Annotated in this window: 14 protein-coding genes and 4 tRNA genes; 14 read left to right on the top strand and 4 right to left on the bottom strand. The window is 72.8% G+C overall.

Annotated features, from left to right (window positions below; all coding sequences use genetic code 11):
• Positions 1-2: 2 nt before the first annotated feature.
• From E3N83_RS16475 to E3N83_RS16465, 3 genes are all read left to right on the top strand, one after another.
• Positions 3-1,046: a Gfo/Idh/MocA family protein gene (locus E3N83_RS16475; RefSeq protein WP_151084236.1), complete on the top strand. Its 1,044-nt coding sequence runs from the start codon at positions 3-5 to the stop codon at positions 1,044-1,046.
• A gap of 163 nt (positions 1,047-1,209) precedes the next feature.
• Positions 1,210-1,282: transfer RNA gene (locus E3N83_RS16470), tRNA-Lys, on the top strand.
• Between the two features lies 1 nt (position 1,283).
• Positions 1,284-2,453 (top strand): thiolase family protein, encoded by a 1,170-nt coding sequence (locus E3N83_RS16465; protein ID WP_151084235.1) that lies wholly within the window; start codon positions 1,284-1,286, stop codon positions 2,451-2,453.
• A 10-nt stretch (positions 2,454-2,463) separates the two neighbouring features.
• On the opposite strand, the gene E3N83_RS16460 is transcribed toward E3N83_RS16465, so the two are convergent.
• A complete protein-coding gene (locus E3N83_RS16460; RefSeq protein WP_151084234.1) occupies positions 2,464-3,933 on the bottom strand; it encodes an NAD(P)/FAD-dependent oxidoreductase in 1,470 nt (489 codons plus the stop codon).
• A 169-nt stretch (positions 3,934-4,102) separates the two neighbouring features.
• On the opposite strand from E3N83_RS16460, the gene E3N83_RS16455 reads away from it, so the two are divergent.
• Complete coding sequence (locus tag E3N83_RS16455) at positions 4,103-5,032, top strand: ATP-binding protein (RefSeq protein ID WP_420371832.1); 930 nt, start codon at positions 4,103-4,105, stop codon at positions 5,030-5,032.
• On the opposite strand, the gene E3N83_RS16450 is transcribed toward E3N83_RS16455, so the two are convergent.
• Positions 5,023-5,367, bottom strand: coding sequence for a metallopeptidase family protein (locus tag E3N83_RS16450; protein WP_151084232.1), 345 nt, complete (start codon positions 5,365-5,367; stop codon positions 5,023-5,025). The genes E3N83_RS16455 and E3N83_RS16450 overlap by 10 nt on opposite strands.
• A 41-nt stretch (positions 5,368-5,408) precedes the next feature.
• Between E3N83_RS16450 and E3N83_RS16445 the strand changes: the two genes are divergently transcribed.
• Positions 5,409-5,870, top strand: a complete 462-nt coding sequence (locus E3N83_RS16445) for an SRPBCC family protein (protein ID WP_151084231.1) — start codon at positions 5,409-5,411, stop codon at positions 5,868-5,870.
• A 47-nt stretch (positions 5,871-5,917) separates the two neighbouring features.
• Here the strand turns inward: E3N83_RS16445 and E3N83_RS16440 are convergent.
• Positions 5,918-5,991 (bottom strand) — tRNA-Asp (locus E3N83_RS16440).
• 179 nt (positions 5,992-6,170) lie between these two features.
• Between E3N83_RS16440 and E3N83_RS16435 the strand changes: the two genes are divergently transcribed.
• Genes E3N83_RS16435 through E3N83_RS16410 form a run of 6 tightly spaced genes read left to right on the top strand, consistent with a single transcriptional unit; the run spans position 6,171 to position 11,492 of the window.
• The gene (locus E3N83_RS16435) at positions 6,171-7,370 is read left to right on the top strand and encodes a 4Fe-4S dicluster domain-containing protein (protein WP_151084230.1); all 1,200 of its coding nucleotides are present in this window, start codon (positions 6,171-6,173) and stop codon (positions 7,368-7,370) included.
• Complete coding sequence (locus tag E3N83_RS16430) at positions 7,367-8,686, top strand: cyclic nucleotide-binding domain-containing protein (RefSeq protein ID WP_151084229.1); 1,320 nt, start codon at positions 7,367-7,369, stop codon at positions 8,684-8,686. Before E3N83_RS16435 ends, E3N83_RS16430 begins: the two co-directional genes overlap by 4 nt.
• A 2-nt stretch (positions 8,687-8,688) precedes the next feature.
• Complete coding sequence (locus tag E3N83_RS16425) at positions 8,689-9,498, top strand: NADH-quinone oxidoreductase subunit B family protein (protein ID WP_151084228.1); 810 nt, start codon at positions 8,689-8,691, stop codon at positions 9,496-9,498.
• Complete coding sequence (locus E3N83_RS16420; RefSeq protein WP_151084227.1) at positions 9,495-10,808, top strand: Ni/Fe hydrogenase subunit alpha; 1,314 nt, start codon at positions 9,495-9,497, stop codon at positions 10,806-10,808. Before E3N83_RS16425 ends, E3N83_RS16420 begins: the two co-directional genes overlap by 4 nt.
• Positions 10,805-11,293, top strand: a complete 489-nt coding sequence (locus E3N83_RS19645; protein ID WP_191907841.1) for a hydrogenase maturation protease — start codon at positions 10,805-10,807, stop codon at positions 11,291-11,293. Before E3N83_RS16420 ends, E3N83_RS19645 begins: the two co-directional genes overlap by 4 nt.
• Positions 11,280-11,492, top strand: a complete 213-nt coding sequence (locus E3N83_RS16410; RefSeq protein ID WP_151084225.1) for a HypC/HybG/HupF family hydrogenase formation chaperone — start codon at positions 11,280-11,282, stop codon at positions 11,490-11,492. Before E3N83_RS19645 ends, E3N83_RS16410 begins: the two co-directional genes overlap by 14 nt.
• Before the next feature lie 22 nt (positions 11,493-11,514).
• On the opposite strand, the gene E3N83_RS16405 is transcribed toward E3N83_RS16410, so the two are convergent.
• A tRNA-Glu gene (locus tag E3N83_RS16405) sits at positions 11,515-11,587 on the bottom strand.
• A gap of 147 nt (positions 11,588-11,734) precedes the next feature.
• On the opposite strand from E3N83_RS16405, the gene E3N83_RS16400 reads away from it, so the two are divergent.
• From E3N83_RS16400 to E3N83_RS16390, 3 genes are all read left to right on the top strand, one after another.
• Positions 11,735-11,811, top strand: a tRNA-Phe gene (locus tag E3N83_RS16400).
• 143 nt (positions 11,812-11,954) lie between these two features.
• Entirely contained in the window at positions 11,955-13,169 is a 1,215-nt protein-coding gene (locus tag E3N83_RS16395) for an SGNH/GDSL hydrolase family protein (protein WP_202879253.1), read from the top strand.
• A gap of 71 nt (positions 13,170-13,240) precedes the next feature.
• Positions 13,241-15,691, top strand: coding sequence for an SCO7613 C-terminal domain-containing membrane protein (locus tag E3N83_RS16390; protein WP_151084224.1), 2,451 nt, complete (start codon positions 13,241-13,243; stop codon positions 15,689-15,691).
• Positions 15,692-15,701 lie beyond the last annotated feature (10 nt).

Genomic DNA, 15,701 nt, shown 5'->3' with positions numbered 1-15,701 from the left:
TCATGGACGCCGTGAAGTTCGGGCTCGTCGGCTACGGCTTCGGTGGCAGGTACTTCCACGCGCCGCTGCTCTCGGCCGCGCCGGAGTGCGAGCTCATCGGCGTGGTCACCCGCTCGCAGGAGCGCCGGGCGCAGCTCGCCGACCAACTCCCCGGAACCCGCTGCTTCGACACCCTGGGAGAGCTCGCCGCTGCCGGTGCAGAGGCCGTGGGCATCTCCACGCCTGCCGGCACCCACACCAGCCTCACCGAGGAGGCGATCGGCTGGGGGCTCTCGGTCGTGTGCGACAAGCCCTTCGCCCTCGACGCCGACGCGGCTCGCCGTACCGTCGACCTCGCTGCGGCGGGCGGCGTGGTCCTGAGCCCGTACCAGAACCGGCGCTGGGACTCCGACTTCCTCTCGGTGCGGGCGGCTGTCGACGCGGGCACCCTGGGCGAGGTGCGCCGGTTCGAGTCGCGCTTCGAGCGGTTCGCTCCTGACGACGGACCGGGTGCCTCGGGTGGCGGGACGATCCTCGACTTCGGCAGTCACCTGGTCGACCAGTCGCTCGTGCTCCTGGGCCCGGTCACGTCGGTGTACGCCGAGCTCTCGCTGCGGGGGTCCGGCCTCGACGACGACGTCTTCATCGCCCTCCAGCACGCCACGGGCGCGCGGTCGCACCTGTGGGGGAGCTGGAGCCAGCATGCGCCCGGCCCGCGGTTCCGGGTCACCGGGACGTCGGGGTCGATGGTGGTCACCACGACCGACACCCAGGAGGACGTGCTCATCGCGGGCGGCACCCCGGACGGGCGCGGGCCGTGGGGGTCGGAGGCGGCGTCGGACCTCGATCGCATCGTCACCGGCTCCGGTACCTCCACGATCAGGCTGGAGCGCGGAGCCTGGGACACCTTCTACCCGGCGTTCGCACGAGCCGTCCGTGGTCTCGGCCCGGCTCCCGTGCCGGCGCCCGATGCGGTCGCCACGGCTGTCGTGCTCGACGCGGCTCGGCGCAGTGCCGACACCGGAACGGTGGTCGCCGTCGCCCACCCACCGGACCCGCGGCTGTGACCGGGCCGGCCCTGATCGACGTCGACGCTCAGGCGGGACCGGCCCGCCGGCGCAGGTGGGCAGCCGCCATCGCGACTCGACACCCTGCGATGATGGCGCCGACGTGCGGGTGGGTCTTCCCAGGGATGTCCCCTGGTTCGTCCGGTCGCAGTCCGCACGTCCCGGGCCCTTAGCTCAATTGGCAGAGCAGTGGACTTTTAATCCATGGGTTGTGGGTTCGAGTCCCACAGGGCCTACGTGAACGACGCCTACCTCTTCGCCGCCGTCCGTACGCCGTTCGGCCGGTACGCCGGTGCGCTGGCGGGGAAGCGGCCCGACGACCTGGCCGTCGTCGCACTCCGCGGCCTCCTCGACCGGGCGCCCGACCTCGACCCGGCCACGGTCGACGACGTGATCCTCGGCTGCGCGAACGGGGCCGGGGAGGACAACCGCAACGTCGCCCGGATGGCCGGGTTGCTGGCCGGCCTGCCCGTGAGCGTGCCGGGGGTGACCGTCAACCGCCTGTGCGGCAGCAGCCTCCAGGCCGCGATGGACGCCTCCCGTCTGATCGAGACCGGCGACGCTCAGGTCGTGGTGGCCGGCGGCGTGGAGTCCATGAGCCGGGCTCCGTGGGTGCTGCCCAAGCCCTCGCGAGGGTTCCCCGTGGGAAACGAGACGCTGGTCTCCACCACCTTGGGCTGGCGCCTGGTCAACCCCCGGATGCCGGCGGAGTGGACCGTCTCCCTCGGCGAGTGCAACGAGCAGCTGGCCGACGACCGTGGGATCGGCCGCGACCGGCAGGACGAGTTCGCAGCCCGGTCCCACCAACGAGCGGCAGCCGCCTGGGACGCGGGCTTCTACGACGACCTGGTGGTGCCGGTGGACGACGTCACCCGCGACGAGGGCATCCGGCCCGATGCCACTGCCACGAGCCTGGCCGGACTCAGGCCGGCCTTCCGGCCCGACGGCACGATCACCGCCGGCAACGCCTCGCCGCTCAACGACGGCGCTGCTGCCCTGCTGATCGCGGGAGCCGAGGCATCGGTCGGCCGCGCCCCGTTGGCCCGGATCGCCGGCCGTGGCGTCAGCGCCCTGGCTCCGCAGCAGTTCGGCTTCGCTCCGGTCGAGGCCGCCGACCGGGCCCTGGCTGCGGCCGGCATCGGCTGGTCGGACGTCGGTGCGGTCGAGCTGAACGAGGCGTTCGCGGTGCAGTCGCTGGCCTGCATCGACGCGTGGGACGTCGACCCCTCCATCGTCAACACCCGAGGTGGGGCGATCGCGATCGGCCATCCGCTGGGCGCGTCCGGGGCCCGGGTGCTGGGCACGCTGGCCCACGTGCTCGTCGAGCGGGGCGAGCGATGGGGCGTCGCCGCGATCTGCATCGGCGTCGGCCAGGGTCTGGCCGTGGTGCTGGAGAACGTCGCCTGAGACCGACCGGTCAGCGTGCCGGCTGACCACGCTCGCCGGAGTCGGTGAGCCGGATCTCGGCGAGCGCCTGCTCCTCGAGGTCCGCCCGCCGCTGCGCCGCGATCGACGCCGGCGCAGCGTCGTACTCACCGGGGCTCGAGACCAGCTCGGCTGCGCCGTGCTCGAGGCGGCCGAGCGCGGTCCGCCCGAAGATCTGCTGCTCGGTCGAGGTGCGCTCGGCGCGGCCGCGCCCGATGAACGAGACCGCCCAGTGCAGCAACGCGGTCACCCGGCTCTTGAAGCCGGTGATGTAGACGAGGTGGACGCCCAGCCATAACAGCCAGGCCACGAACCCGGTCAGCCGCAGCCGACCGATCATCGCCACCGCGCGGAAACGGCTGATCGTGGCCATCGAGCCCTTGTCGAAGTAGCGGAACGGCTTCTGCGGGGGCTTGCCCGACAGCCGCCCGGAGATCTCCTTGGCGGCGTACTTCGCACCCTGGATCGCGACCTGTGCGACGCCGGGAAGGTGGTCGAGGTCGATCATGTCGCCGACCACGAACACCTCGGGATAGCCCGGCAGGGTGAGGTCGGGGTTGACGCCGATCCGCCCGGACCGGTCCAGCGGGGCTCCGGACTGCTCCGACAGCGTCGCGCCCAGCGACGAGGCCTGCACCCCGGCGGCCCAGATCTTGGTGACCGCGGCGATCTGCTCGGTGCGACCGTCCTTGTACTGCACCTCGATGCCGCGTTCGTCCACGTCGGTGACCATGGCGCCGAGCAGCACCTCGACGCCCAGCTTCTCCAGCTCCAGCTTGCTCTTCGCGCCCAGCTTGGCCCCGAAGGGCGGCAGCACCTGGCCGGCCGCGTCGACGAGCACCACCCGCGCGTGCTTGGTGTTGATCGCCCGGAAGTCGCGCTGCAGTGTGCGATGCGCCAGCTCGGCGATCTGGCCCGCCATCTCGACGCCCGTCGGGCCGGCCCCGACCACCACGAACGTGAGCAGGTGGTCGACCTCGTCGCCCCGCGAGGCACCGAGCTCTGCCATCTCGAACGCCCCGAAGATCCGGCCCCGCAGCTCCAGCGCGTCGTCGATGCTCTTCATGCCGGGCGCGAACTCGGCGAACCGGTCGTTGCCGAAGTAGGACTGGCCCGCCCCGGCGGCCACGATCAGGGAGTCGTACGGCGTCACCGTCTCGCGCCCGAGCACCTGCGACGTCACGGTCCGGGCCGCCAGGTCGATGGCGGTCACCCGCCCCAGGAGGACCCGGGCGTTGCGCTGGCCGGCCAGCACCTCGCGGGTCGACGGGGCGATCTCGCCCTCGCTGAGGATCCCGGTGGCCACCTGGTAGAGCAGCGGCTGGAAGAGGTGGTGGCTCGTCTGGGCCAGCATCGTGACGTCCACGTCGGCCCGCTTGAGGGCTTTGGTCCCGAAGAGGCCCCCGAAACCGGACCCGATCACGACGACCTGATGCCGGTTCTCCCTTGCCACATCTGCCATGTACCCACCATGCTCCTGTGGAACTCCCCCCTCACAATCGACAGTCCGCGGGTTCGCCCGGGCGTGGCGCGAGAGAACTCGTGAGGCATTTGAGGTTTCACTGGCCCTGGAGCGGGTACACGAGCGGAGACTGGCGCGGTCGGCGCGCCCGATCCCGAGTGGAGAGACAGTGCCGCTGAACCGGCCAGCCGAGCCGCTCCCCCCGGGACCCCGCGGCGCCGTCCAGGCGCGGCGGTGGGTCGTGGGTGTGTGCGCGGAGATCGACCGGCCCGACCTCCGCGACAACGCCGAGCTCGCACTCTCCGAGGTCGTCACCAACGCGATCCTGCACGGTCGCCCTCCGATGACCGTGCGGCTGCGGGGCACCGTCGACCATCCCCGGGTGGAGGTTCGCGACCAGTCGACCGAGCCGCCGGCTCTGCCCGAGGTCGAGCCGGACCCGGAGTCGGCCGACCTCACGACGTACGGCCGCGGCCTGTCCATCGTCGCCCGGGCGAGCGAGGCCTGGGGTGCCGAGCGGGAGGTCGACGGGAAGCTGGTCTGGTTCGTCCCCGCGACGAGCTTCCGCGAGGAGGGCATCCCGGGGGTGCTCAACGGCTGGGACGACGAGGAGGACGACCCGGCCTCCGACATCGAGCGGATGTCGGTCCGCCTCGACCGGGTGCCGGTACGGCTGATGCTCAACGCCCTGATCCGGGGCGCGGAGCTGCGTCGTGAGCTACGCCTGCTGGCCGTCGCGCACGAGGACACCTACCCCGTGGCCGGCGACCTGTCCCGCTTCTTCAACAGCGTAGCCGGCGACTTCCGCGGCGAGTTCGACGTCTCCGACCTCCACCAGTGCCTGGCCACCGGGCACGACCACGTCGACCTGCGGGTGAGCACCCCCACCGACTCGGGGCCCCGCTTCGCGCGCCTGATCGAGCTGCTCGACCTCGCGGATGCCTTCTGCCGCAACGAACGCCTGCTCACCCTGGCCCGCACCGACGAGCAGATTCGCTTCCAGGCGTGGCTGTTCGGCGAGTTCGTGCGCCAGACCCGCGGTGATCCCCCGCTGAGGTGGAGCCACGAGACTGCCGACCTCTCGCGAACTCACCCGTAGCCGAGCTCGTGCAGGCGGTCGTCGTCGATCCCGAAGTGGTGCGCGATCTCGTGCACGACGGTGATCCGCACCTCGCGCACGAGCTCCTCGCGGGACGCGCACATGGCCAGGAGCGGTCGCCGGAAGAGCGTGATCCGGTCCGGCAGCCCGCCGTGGTCGGCGCCGCGCTCGGTCAGGGCGACCCCGTCGTAGAGGCCGAGCAGGTCCGGCTCGTCGACGGGCGGGTCGTCCTCGACCAGCACCACCAGGTTGTGCACCTGGCGCGCGATCTCGTCGGGGATCTCGTCGAGGGCCTGCTCGACCAGCGCCTCGAACTCGGCGCGGTCGAGCTCCATCCTGCGACCCTAGCCCGGTGCAGCCACGACGAGCAGCGTCGATGACGTCCCCCGACCTGCCGTTCGTCGACGAGCACGAGGTTGTCGTCGCCGCTGCGCCCGACCGGGTCTGGGCGGCTCTCGTCGCCACCCTCGACCGGGCGTTCTCCCGTCCGGCCGCGACGGCGTACGCCCGGCTCGTGGGGTGCCGACCTGTCGGAGCCTCCGGGCCGCGACCCCTCACCCAGGGCTCCACGCTGCCGGGGTTCCGGGTCACGATCGCGGTCCCCGGCTCGCGCCTCGTCCTCGAGGGCCGGCACCGGTTCTCGACGTACGCCATGGTCGTGCGCCTCGAGCCCGACGGGCGCGGCGGGACCCGCCTGCGGGCCGAGACCGACGCGACGTTCCCCGGTGTCGCGGGCGGCGCCTACCGGGCGCTGGTGATCGGCAGCCGAGGTCACCTGATCGGCATGCGGCGCCTGCTCGAGGCGGTACGACGCCGGGCCGAGGCGAGCGCCGACTGACAACACGACAGCCGGCCCGGACAGTGTCCGGACCGGCTGTGCTGGAGCGACCCCGACGGGACTCGAACCCGCGGCCTCCGCCGTGACAGGGCGGCGCGCTAACCAACTGCGCTACGGGGCCTGGTCTGCTCGAGAAGCGGTGCGACTCTAACCCATCGCGGCGAGCCTCTCACAATCGAGAGCCCCGAGCCGCGCGGGGCAGCAGCCGGCCCGCTCCGCGCAGGCGACCGGGCCGTTCTGCCACCGAGAAGTGACGGAATGCCCTACGGTCCGGGACCGTCGCACGACCAGACTCCGAAGATGGACCTCGTCGGTACGACGGCCGGACGATCCGGGGCGGAGACTCGCCCGGACCGCGTTCTCGACGTGGCCGGCCTCCAGGCCCTGGTCGACCGGCTGCTCGCGCAGGGGTACGTCGTGATCGGGCCGACCGTGCAGTCGGGGGCGATCGTGAACGCACCGATCACCCGGGTCGACGAGCTGCCCCGGGGCTGGGGCGATGTGCAGGAGGCCGGGAGCTACCGGCTGCGGCAGCGCGACGACGACTCCTTCTTCGGGTTCGCGGCCGCGGCGCAGTCGGCGAAGCCGGTGTTCTTCCCGGCCGAGGAGGTCCTCTGGCGGGGGCACCGGACCGAGGCGGGTTTCGCGATCGACTCCGGCACCGGCGCCGACGGCGGCGTGCCGTACGCCCTGCTCGGTGTCCGGTCCTGCGACCTGTCCGCGATCGGGATCCACGACGTCGTCCTGACCGGGCGGGTGCACGGCGACGTGGCCTACGCCACCCGGCGGGCGGCGGCCTTCGTGGTCGCCGTCACCTGCTCCGACCCCTCCGGGACGTGCTTCTGCGCGTCGATGGGGACCGGTCCACGGCCGACGTCGGGGCGGGGAGCGCCCTACGACCTCGCGCTGACCGAGCTGTTGGACGACGGCCCGCACCGGTTCGTGGTGGAGGTGGGCGGGGAGCGCGGAGCCGAGCTCCTCGACCTGATCGGCGCACCGCCGGCCCCCGAGGACGACGTGCTGGCCGGTGACCGGGTGGCGGAGCAGGCGGCCGGGAGGATGGGCCGCCACCTCGACACGGAGGGTTTGACCGAGCTCCTGTACGCCGCTGCGGACAGCGCGGTCTGGGACGACGTCGCCGGCCGATGCCTGGCCTGCGGCAACTGCACCGCGGTCTGTCCCACGTGCTTCTGCACCGATGTCGAGGACGTCACCGACCTCACCGGCAGCCTCGTCGGGCGCACCCGCGTCTGGGACTCCTGCTTCGACGCCGGTTACTCGTGGATCCACGGTGGGACCGTGCGGGCCTCGACCTCCTCGCGCTACCGCCAGTGGGCCACGCACAAGCTGGGCGCCTGGGTCGACCAGTTCGGGATGTCCGGCTGCGTGGGCTGCGGCCGGTGCGTCACCTGGTGCCCGGCGGCGATCGACATCACCGAGGAGGTCGCCGCCGTGCGCTCGGAGGCCGAGCGCACGGATCGATCGGAGGGACAGTCATGAGGAGCATCGCGCAGTTCCTGCCCGAGCACCCGTTCTTCGCGGGTCTCGACGAGCGGTACGTCGACCTGGTCACCGGCTGCGCGTCGAACGCCCACCTGTCCCCGGGCAGCTACCTGTTCCGCGAAGGCGGCCCCGCGGACACCTTCTACGTGATCCGGCGTGGCCGGGTCGCGATCGAGACGCCCTCCCCGACCGGGCCGGTCGTCACCCAGACCGTCCACGAGGGAGACGTCGTCGGGTGGTCGTGGCTGGTCGCGCCGTACCGCTGGACCTTCGACGCCCGCGCCGTCGACGCGACCAGCCTGATCACCTTCGACGGCGCCTGCCTGCGCGGCAAGTGCAACGACGACCCGGAGCTCGGGTACGCGCTGCTCCAGCGGGTGGTCCGGGTGATGTCGGCAAGCCTGCACTCCGCGCGCGCAGCTCCTCGACCTGTACGGCGCCCCGTCGTGAGCGCCGGCGCGGTGCGGACCGACCGCGGCCCGGCCGACTGCGAGGCCGTGATGGTGCCGCGCCCGTTCGTGGTCGCCGACAACCGGCGCGACACCCGGGACACGGTGACCCTGGACCTGGTGGCCGCCGACGACGAGCCCTTGGCCTTCGCGCCGGGACAGTTCACGATGCTGTCGGCCTTCGGCACCGGCGAGGTGCCGATCTCCATCAGCGGTGACCCGGCGCATCCCGAGGTGCTCCAGCACACGGTCCGCAACGTCGGTGGGGTCACTCGCAGGCTGGCGCAGGCGGCGCCGGGCACGACCCTCGGGATCCGCGGGCCCTTCGGCCACGGCTGGGAGGTGGCGGACGGGCGCGGCGGTGACGTCGTGTTCCTGGCCGGAGGGATCGGGCTGGCCCCGCTGCGGCCGGCGATCCTCGAGGTCTGCGCCGACCGCGCGTCGTACGGCCAGGTGCGCCTGCTCTACGGCTCGCGCACCCCGGAGGACATCCTGTTCGGGCACGACCTCCACACCTGGGCCCGGGAGTACGACGTCGTGGTCGAGGAGACCGTCGACGCAGGCACGCTCGGCTGGCGCGGCCACGTCGGACTCGTCACCCAGCTGGTGGCCCGCGGTGGGTTCGATCCGGCCCGGACCCTCGCGCTGGTGTGCGGCCCCGAGGTGATGATGCGGTACGCCGCGCAGGCGCTGGCCGACCGCGGCGTCGCCCCCGCGCGGCTGCGCCTCTCGATGGAGCGGAACATGAAGTGCGGCGTCGGTCTGTGCGGCCACTGCCAGCTGCGCGAGCTCTTCTTGTGCCTCGACGGGCCGGTGCTGAGCTACGACCTGCTCGAGCCACTCCTGACCAGGACGGAGCTGTAGCCATGGCCCGACCGAAGCTCGCCGTCTGGAAGTTCGCCTCGTGCGACGGGTGCCAGCTCACGCTGCTCAACTGCGAGGACGAGCTGATCCCGCTGGCCGGCCAGGTGGAGATCGCGTACTTCCCCGAGGCGACCCGCGCGGTCGTGGACGGCCCCTACGACCTCTCGCTGGTGGAGGGCTCGATCACCACACCGGCCGACCTCGAGCGGATCCAAGACATCCGGGCGGCCTCGCGCCGCCTGATCACGATCGGCGCCTGCGCCACCAGCGGCGGCATCCAGGCGCTGCGCAACTTCGCCGACGTGGAGGAGTTCCGCTCCGTGGTCTATGCCCACCCGGAGTACGTCGAGACCCTCGACCGCTCGACGCCGATCGCCGCCCACGTCGCGGTGGACTTCGAGCTGCGCGGCTGCCCGATCGACCGGGACCAGCTGCTCGAGGTGCTGGCCGCCGAGCTCCAGGGACGGCCGCCGAGGATCTCGCGCCACAGCGTCTGTGTCGAGTGCAAGCGGCGCGGCAGCGTCTGCGTCACCGTCGCGCACGGCACGCCGTGCCTGGGCCCGGTGACCCAGGCCGGGTGCGGTGCCCTGTGCCCGGCGTTCGACCGGGGCTGCTACGGGTGCTTCGGCCCGCAGGACACCCCGAACGCGACGTCCCTGATCACGCGCCTGCGCGCGCACGGCATGGACGAGGGCCAGGTGCTGCGCGTCTTCCGGACCTTCAACGCCGCGTCGGAGGTCTTCCTGCGCGCCGGTGAGCAGGCCCGCGCCGAGACGAGTGCGAGCCGTGATGCCGAGGAGGTGGCCCGATGAACCACAAGCTCACCGACGGCGGCCACGTGATGCACGTCGGCAGCCTGGCCCGGGTCGAGGGCGAGGGCGCCATGCACATCGAGATGCGCGGCGGCCGGGTCACCGACGTCCAGCTGCGCATCTACGAGCCGCCGCGGTTCTACGAGGCCTTCCTGCGCGGGCGCGCCTGGACCGAGCCGCCCGACATCACCGCCCGCATCTGCGGCATCTGCCCGGTGGCCTACCAGACGAGCGCCTGCTGGGCGATCGAGGACGCCTGTGGCGTCAGCGTGCCGGCGGCGGTCCGTCTGCTGCGCCGGCTCCTCTACTGCGGCGAGTGGATCGAGAGCCACGCCCTGCATGTCTACCTCCTGCACGCGCCCGACTTCCTCGGGTACGACGGAGCGATCGACCTGGCCGCCGACCATCCGTCCGTCGTGGAGACCGCGCTGCGGCTGAAGAAGGCCGGCAACCAGCTGATGTCCGTCGTCGGCGGCCGGTCGATCCACCCGATCAACGTCCGCGTGGGGGGCTTCCACCGGATGCCCAGGGTCACCGAGCTGCGTGCCCTGAGGCCGGTCCTGGAGCAGGCCCTCGAGGACGCCGTGGCCACGGTGCGGCTGGTCTCCGGCTTCGACTTCCCCGACATGGAACAGCCCTACGAGTACGTCGCCCTCCGGCCGGAGTCCGGCTACCCCATCGAGGAAGGCCGCGTCGTCACGTCCGGGGATCACGGGTTCGAGGTGCGGGACTTCCCCGACCACATCGACGAGTTCCAGGTGCCTCACTCGCACGCGCTCCACGCCCGTCTGGACGGCGGAGCGCGCGGGCCCTACGTCGTGGGACCGCTGGCGCGCTACACGCTGAACCACGACCGGCTGGGAGCTCTCGCACGGGAGGCGGCGCAGGAGGCGGGGCTCGGACCGGTGTGCCGCAACCCGTTCCGATCGATCGTCGTCCGGGCGGTCGAGCTGGTCGAGGCGGTCACGGAGTCGCTGCGAATCATCGACGGCTGGAGCGACGGGGCGGCACCGAGCGTGCCGGTCCCACCGCGCGCCGGCGAGGGGTACGGCGCCAGCGAGGCACCGCGCGGCATCCTCTTCCACCGCTACGTCCTGGACGAGGACGGCACCATCCTGGACGCCCAGATCGTGCCCCCGACCTCGCAGAACCAGGCCGGCATCGAGGCCGACCTGCGCGCGCTCGTGGAGACCTGGACCGACCTCGACGACCACGCGCTCCAGCATCGCTGCGAGCACGCGATCCGCAACTACGACCCCTGCATCTCCTGCGCCACCCACTTCCTCGACCTCAGCGTGAGCCGGTCGTGACCGGGGCGACACTCGTGGTCGGGCTGGGCCGCAGCGACCGGGGCGACGACGGCGTGGGGCCGGCCGTCGCCCGCTCAGTAGCCACCCGCCCGGACGCCGCCACCGGGCTCCTGGTGTGCACGCAGGAGGACCCCACCGCACTCCTCGACCTGTGGGAGGGCCACGACCACGTGGTCGTGATCGACGCCGTGGTCACGGGTGCCCCCGCGGGGACGCTGCATCGCCTCGAGCTCGGAGCGGACGCACCACCCCTGCCGTCAGGGACCTGGGCCGAGACCGGCCGGGCCGGGACGCACGCCTTCGGGCTCGCCGCCACCGTGGAGCTCGGCCGGGCGCTGCACCGGCTGCCGGCCACGGTGGTCGTCGTGGGGGTCGAGGCCGGGTGCCTGGAGATCGGTACGACGCTCTCGCCACCCGTGGCCGCCGCCGTCGCCGCGGCGGACGAGCTCGTCGGGAGAGAGCTGGCCGGCCATGTGCCTGGGTGAGCTGGTCGAGGTGGTCGCGGTCGCCGGTGCCACCGCCGAGGTCACCAGGTCCGACGGACGCCGCGGCACGGTGTCGCTGATGGCCCTCGGCGAACCCGTCGCCGTCGCCGACTGGCTCGTCGTCCACGCCGGCTTCGCACTGGATCGGATCACCCACGACGAGGCGCAGGAGGCCGCCCGGATCCGCGGGTCCCGCTGACGGCGTCGGCCGAGCGGAGTCGTACCCCCAACGGGATTCGAACCCGTGCTACCGCCGTGAAAGGGCGACGTCCTAGGCCGCTAGACGATGGGGGCCTGTGCGGACCGAGCGACGGTCAGCATACGGCGACGCGCTTCCCGCAACCGACTCCGGGGCGCTGTGATTGGCTCGCCGCCCGGGTTTCGGGACCCGGCACCGGCTCCGGTACTGTTTGCACGCGCTTCGCCCAGCGGGGTGCACCCGGCCAGGTAGCTCAGTTGGTACGAGCGTCCGACTGAAAATCGGAAGGTCGGCGGTTCGACCCCGCCCCTGGCCACCATCTCGTCGTACGACGCCCGTCGAGTCGGGCTGCAGGATTCTGCGCTGCACGAACCTGAGCCTTACGCCGCGGGTCCGCCGTCGCTACTGTGCGCTCACCACCCCGTCGTGGTCCACGTCACACCGCGCCTCCTGGAGTCTCCTGTGCGTACCTCCCGTCCTCGCGTCCTCGCCCTCGGCGTCCTCGGACTGCTCACCGCCGGCCTGTCGGTGCTCACGGTCGGGGCGCCCGCGCATGCCGACGGGCCCGGCGTGGGGACCCCGTGGGTGGTGTCCGTCGGCGACTCCTACATCTCCGGCGAGGCCGGGCGGTGGGCGGGCAACTCCAACGCGTCGGAGTCGTACGTCGACGCGCTCGGCCCGACGGCGTACTACGACAACGCGACCAACACCGGCGAGCAGATCACCCGCTGCCACCGCAGCAAGGCCGCCGAGGTCTTCATCGGTGGTGGCGTCAACAGCCTCAACCTGGCCTGCTCCGGGGCGAAGACGTCGACGTTCACCGACAGCAGCGGCAACTTCAAGCCGGGTCTCGACTTCTACAACAGCGGGGGCAACCAGGGCCAGGCGCTGATGCTGCAGGGCTTCGCGGCCACCCACAACGTCAAGATGGTCGCCGTCTCGATCGGCGGCAACGACTTCAACTTCGCCTCGATCGTGCAGTCCTGCGTGACCGACTTCCTCACCTCGCCCACGTGGTGGAAGAACTACTGCAACGACGACAGCTCGGTCACGTCGAACTTCACCGCCGCCAACGTCGCGGCCGTGCGCGCCCGCATCTCCACGGCGTACCAGAACGTCCGGACCGCGATGCGCAACGCGGGGTACGCCGACAACGCGTGGACCCTGATGGTGCAGAACTACGAGTCGCCGATCCCCAACGGCTCGGCCTTCCGTTACTCCGAGTCGGGCTACACCCGGCAGAACACCGGCGGCTGCGGCTTCTGGAACAACGACGCGACCTGGGCCAACAACACCGCGCTGCCGACCATCGACAACACCGTCTTCGGGGCAGCCACCGACTCCGGCCTGACCAACGTGCGGACCCTCAACCTGGCCGGCGCCTTCAACGGGCACCGGCTCTGCGAGAACACCGACAACCTGGTCGAGGCCAACTACAGCAGCTGGCGGGCGCCCGGTGCCGTCGACAAGAGTGAGTGGATCGACCAGATCCGCACCGCCTCGACGGCGACCTCCGACTACTACATCCAGGAGTCGCTGCACCCCAACTACTGGGGCGAGCTGGCGGTGCGCAGCTGCCTGCGGCAGGCCTGGAACGCCGGAGCCCCCCGCAGCGGCACCTGCACGACGTCGGGGACCGGACTCGTCAACGGCGAGCCCCGGATGGCTCTCAACTGAGTACTCCTGCTCAGGGCGGTTGAGCCCTCCGGCCCTGCTCCGACCAGCCCCTGGCGTGAGGTACTTCGCTCATGAGGACGTACGCCGACCCGACCCGCTGCCCCGACTGCGGCGGACTGCTGCCCCAGGACCCGCAGGTCTGTGAGGTGTGTGCGCTGCCGCTGACCGGCGCCACCGCCTCCGAGCTCTACTCCACGCTCCAGCAGGCCGACCGCCTGCTCGGTCAGCTCCGGCTGCACCGGGTGCGGACCCCCGTGACGGCCGGAGCGACCGCCGCTCGAGGCGAGTCCCCGCTCGCCGGCGTCGCGCCGTACCCCGCCCCGCGCGCGCCGCAGGACCTCGACGCGCCCCGTCTGCGCGCAGCCACCGTGCCGCAGATCCTGCTCGGTCTCGGCGCCCTGTGCCTGCTGGTCGCGGCCGTCACCTTCCTCGCCGTGGCCTGGAGCTGGCTCGGCGTCGGCGGACGGACGCTGGTGCTCGTCGCGCTCACCGGCACGGCGTTCGGGCTGACCATGGTGCTGCTCCGTCGCGGGCTGCGGATCGCCGCCGAGGCGCTGTCGGTGGTCGGGCTCGGGCTCCTGGCGCTCGACGTCGTCGGGGTCCGGCACGCGGGCTGGCTCGGAGCCGTCACCGACGCCCACGTGGTGCTGCTGGCCGGCTCGACCGTGGCCCTCGGGGGGCTGGCACTGGTCCTGGCGTCGGCCCCACGCCCCCTCGTCGCGCCTGCGCTGGTCGTCCCCGTGGCCGTCCTCGCCGCCGGGTTCGGTGCCCAGTGGGGCATCGACACCCCCGGTCCGTTGCTCGCGACCGTCGTCGTGCTGCTGGCAGTGGGCCGCGTCGGCGCACTGGTGCCGAGCGCCCCGCTCCGGTGGGCGTCGCTCGGGACGGCAGCCCTCGCCTGGCTGCCCTCCGTCGTGTCCGGGCTCGCCCTGGCGACCGAGCACCAGACCGTCGCCGGCCTCTGGGGTTCGGCCGAGATCTGGCCCCTGATCGTCGCCACGGCGGTCGCGGCGGCGGCCGGCCCCGTCGTGAGGCTCGGCCGGTCGGCGACCTCGATCGGCGGTGCCGTCGCCGGCCTCCTCGGCAGCTACGTCGTCGTGTTCGCCGCCCTCGACAACTCGCCGAGCGCCGCGACCCTCGCCCTCCTGACGGTCGCCGCGGCCTGGGTCGCGGTCGTGGTCGCCGCCCCCGAACGGTTCCGGGCCTGGGCCGCCCTCCCCCTCGTCGGCACCCTGGTGCTGCCGGTGGTGGCCGTCGCATCGCTGGTCGCCGACTCCGGCCGGGCCGTTCTCGAGGTCGGCGAGCCTTTCTCCGCGTCGTTCTGGATCCACGTGGCCCCGTCGACGCCGTGGGTGGGTGCCTGGCTGCTGGTGCCGGGGGTCGTCGTGATCACGGCCGCCGCTTGCGCCCTGGTCGGCCTGGTCCGCCCGCTCAGCGGTACGACGTGGCTCGCCGCGGCCGGCGGCGCCCTGCTCGCGGGCGGCATCGCCACCGTCGCGCTGTACGACGTCCCCCTGGCCGTGGTCGTCGGCCTGCTGGCTCTCGCCGGTGCGGCAGCGATCGGCTTCGGGGAGCGACTCTCCGGCACCTCCGCCGACCTCGCGCGCATCGCCGGCGGCGTGCTGGTCCTGCTGGCCGGAGCCGGAGCCCTGCCGAGCGACCGGCTCACCACGCTGGCCCTGGCCGCGGCCACCGCTGCCGCCGTGCTGCTGATGCGTCGCCCCGACGTCACCGGCCGCGTCGCCTCGGGAGCCTTCGCACCGGCGTTCGCCGGCCTGGTCTGGGCGGCGGGCAACGTGGCCGGCGTCCCGGCCTACGACCGGGCGATCCCCGTGCTGCTGGTGCTCGGAGGGCTTGCGATCTGGCGGCCCGTGCCGGTGCTCGAGGTGGCGTCCGCCCTGGTCGCGGCGGTGGCGTCCGCAACCGCGATCTCCGACGCGGCCGACCACCGGCTCGCGCTCGCGGTGCACCTCACGGTGGCCGGCGTCCTGGTCACCGGGTCGTCGCTGGTCAACCCCCAGCGGCGCGAGCTCGCCTGGCCCGGTGGCCTGCTGCTCGCGGCCGCGACCTGGGTGCGGCTGGCCCAGCTGGGAGTCCACGCCCCCGAGGCCTACACGCTGCCCTCGGCGCTGGTGCTGTGCGTGGTCGGCGCCTGGCGTCTTCGCCGCGACGACAGGTCGGCGACGCTGACCACGCTGGCCCCCGGCCTGGCGCTCGCCACGGTGCCGTCCCTGCTCCAGACCCTGGACGAGCCGGTGTCGCTCCGGGCGCTGCTGCTCGGCGTGGCATGTCTCGCACTGGCGCTGGCCGGCGTCCGGCTCCGTCTCGGTGCCCCCCTGGTCGTCGGCGCGGTGGTCGGCACCCTGCTGGTCCTGCGGGAGCTCGCCCCCTACGCAGCCACCGTCCCGCCGTGGCTGCTGATCGGGTTGTCGGGCGCCCTGCTCACGCTGGTCGGGGTCACCTGGGAGAGCCGGATGCGTGACCTGCGGACGGCCTCGCACTACGTCGGTCATCTGCGCTGACAGACTGGCG

Source organism: Nocardioides cynanchi (assembly GCF_008761635.1).
In the GTDB taxonomy this organism is placed as follows: domain Bacteria; phylum Actinomycetota; class Actinomycetes; order Propionibacteriales; family Nocardioidaceae; genus Nocardioides; species Nocardioides cynanchi.
Note: the sequence above shows the minus strand (reverse complement) of the source record. Positions and strands in the feature narration are given on the sequence as shown.

Coding starts and splice junctions, on each gene's coding strand:
- E3N83_RS16475 (WP_151084236.1), top strand. CDS start 3: ATGGACGCCGTGAAGTTCGGGCTCGTCGGCTACGGCTTCGGTGGCAGG.
- E3N83_RS16460 (WP_151084234.1), bottom strand. CDS start 3,933: ATGGCAGATGTGGCAAGGGAGAACCGGCATCAGGTCGTCGTGATCGGG.
- E3N83_RS16450 (WP_151084232.1), bottom strand. CDS start 5,367: ATGGAGCTCGACCGCGCCGAGTTCGAGGCGCTGGTCGAGCAGGCCCTC.
- E3N83_RS16445 (WP_151084231.1), top strand. CDS start 5,409: ATGACGTCCCCCGACCTGCCGTTCGTCGACGAGCACGAGGTTGTCGTC.
- E3N83_RS16435 (WP_151084230.1), top strand. CDS start 6,171: ATGGACCTCGTCGGTACGACGGCCGGACGATCCGGGGCGGAGACTCGC.
- E3N83_RS16430 (WP_151084229.1), top strand. CDS start 7,367: ATGAGGAGCATCGCGCAGTTCCTGCCCGAGCACCCGTTCTTCGCGGGT.
- E3N83_RS16425 (WP_151084228.1), top strand. CDS start 8,689: ATGGCCCGACCGAAGCTCGCCGTCTGGAAGTTCGCCTCGTGCGACGGG.
- E3N83_RS16420 (WP_151084227.1), top strand. CDS start 9,495: ATGAACCACAAGCTCACCGACGGCGGCCACGTGATGCACGTCGGCAGC.
- E3N83_RS16410 (WP_151084225.1), top strand. CDS start 11,280: ATGTGCCTGGGTGAGCTGGTCGAGGTGGTCGCGGTCGCCGGTGCCACC.
- E3N83_RS16390 (WP_151084224.1), top strand. CDS start 13,241: ATGAGGACGTACGCCGACCCGACCCGCTGCCCCGACTGCGGCGGACTG.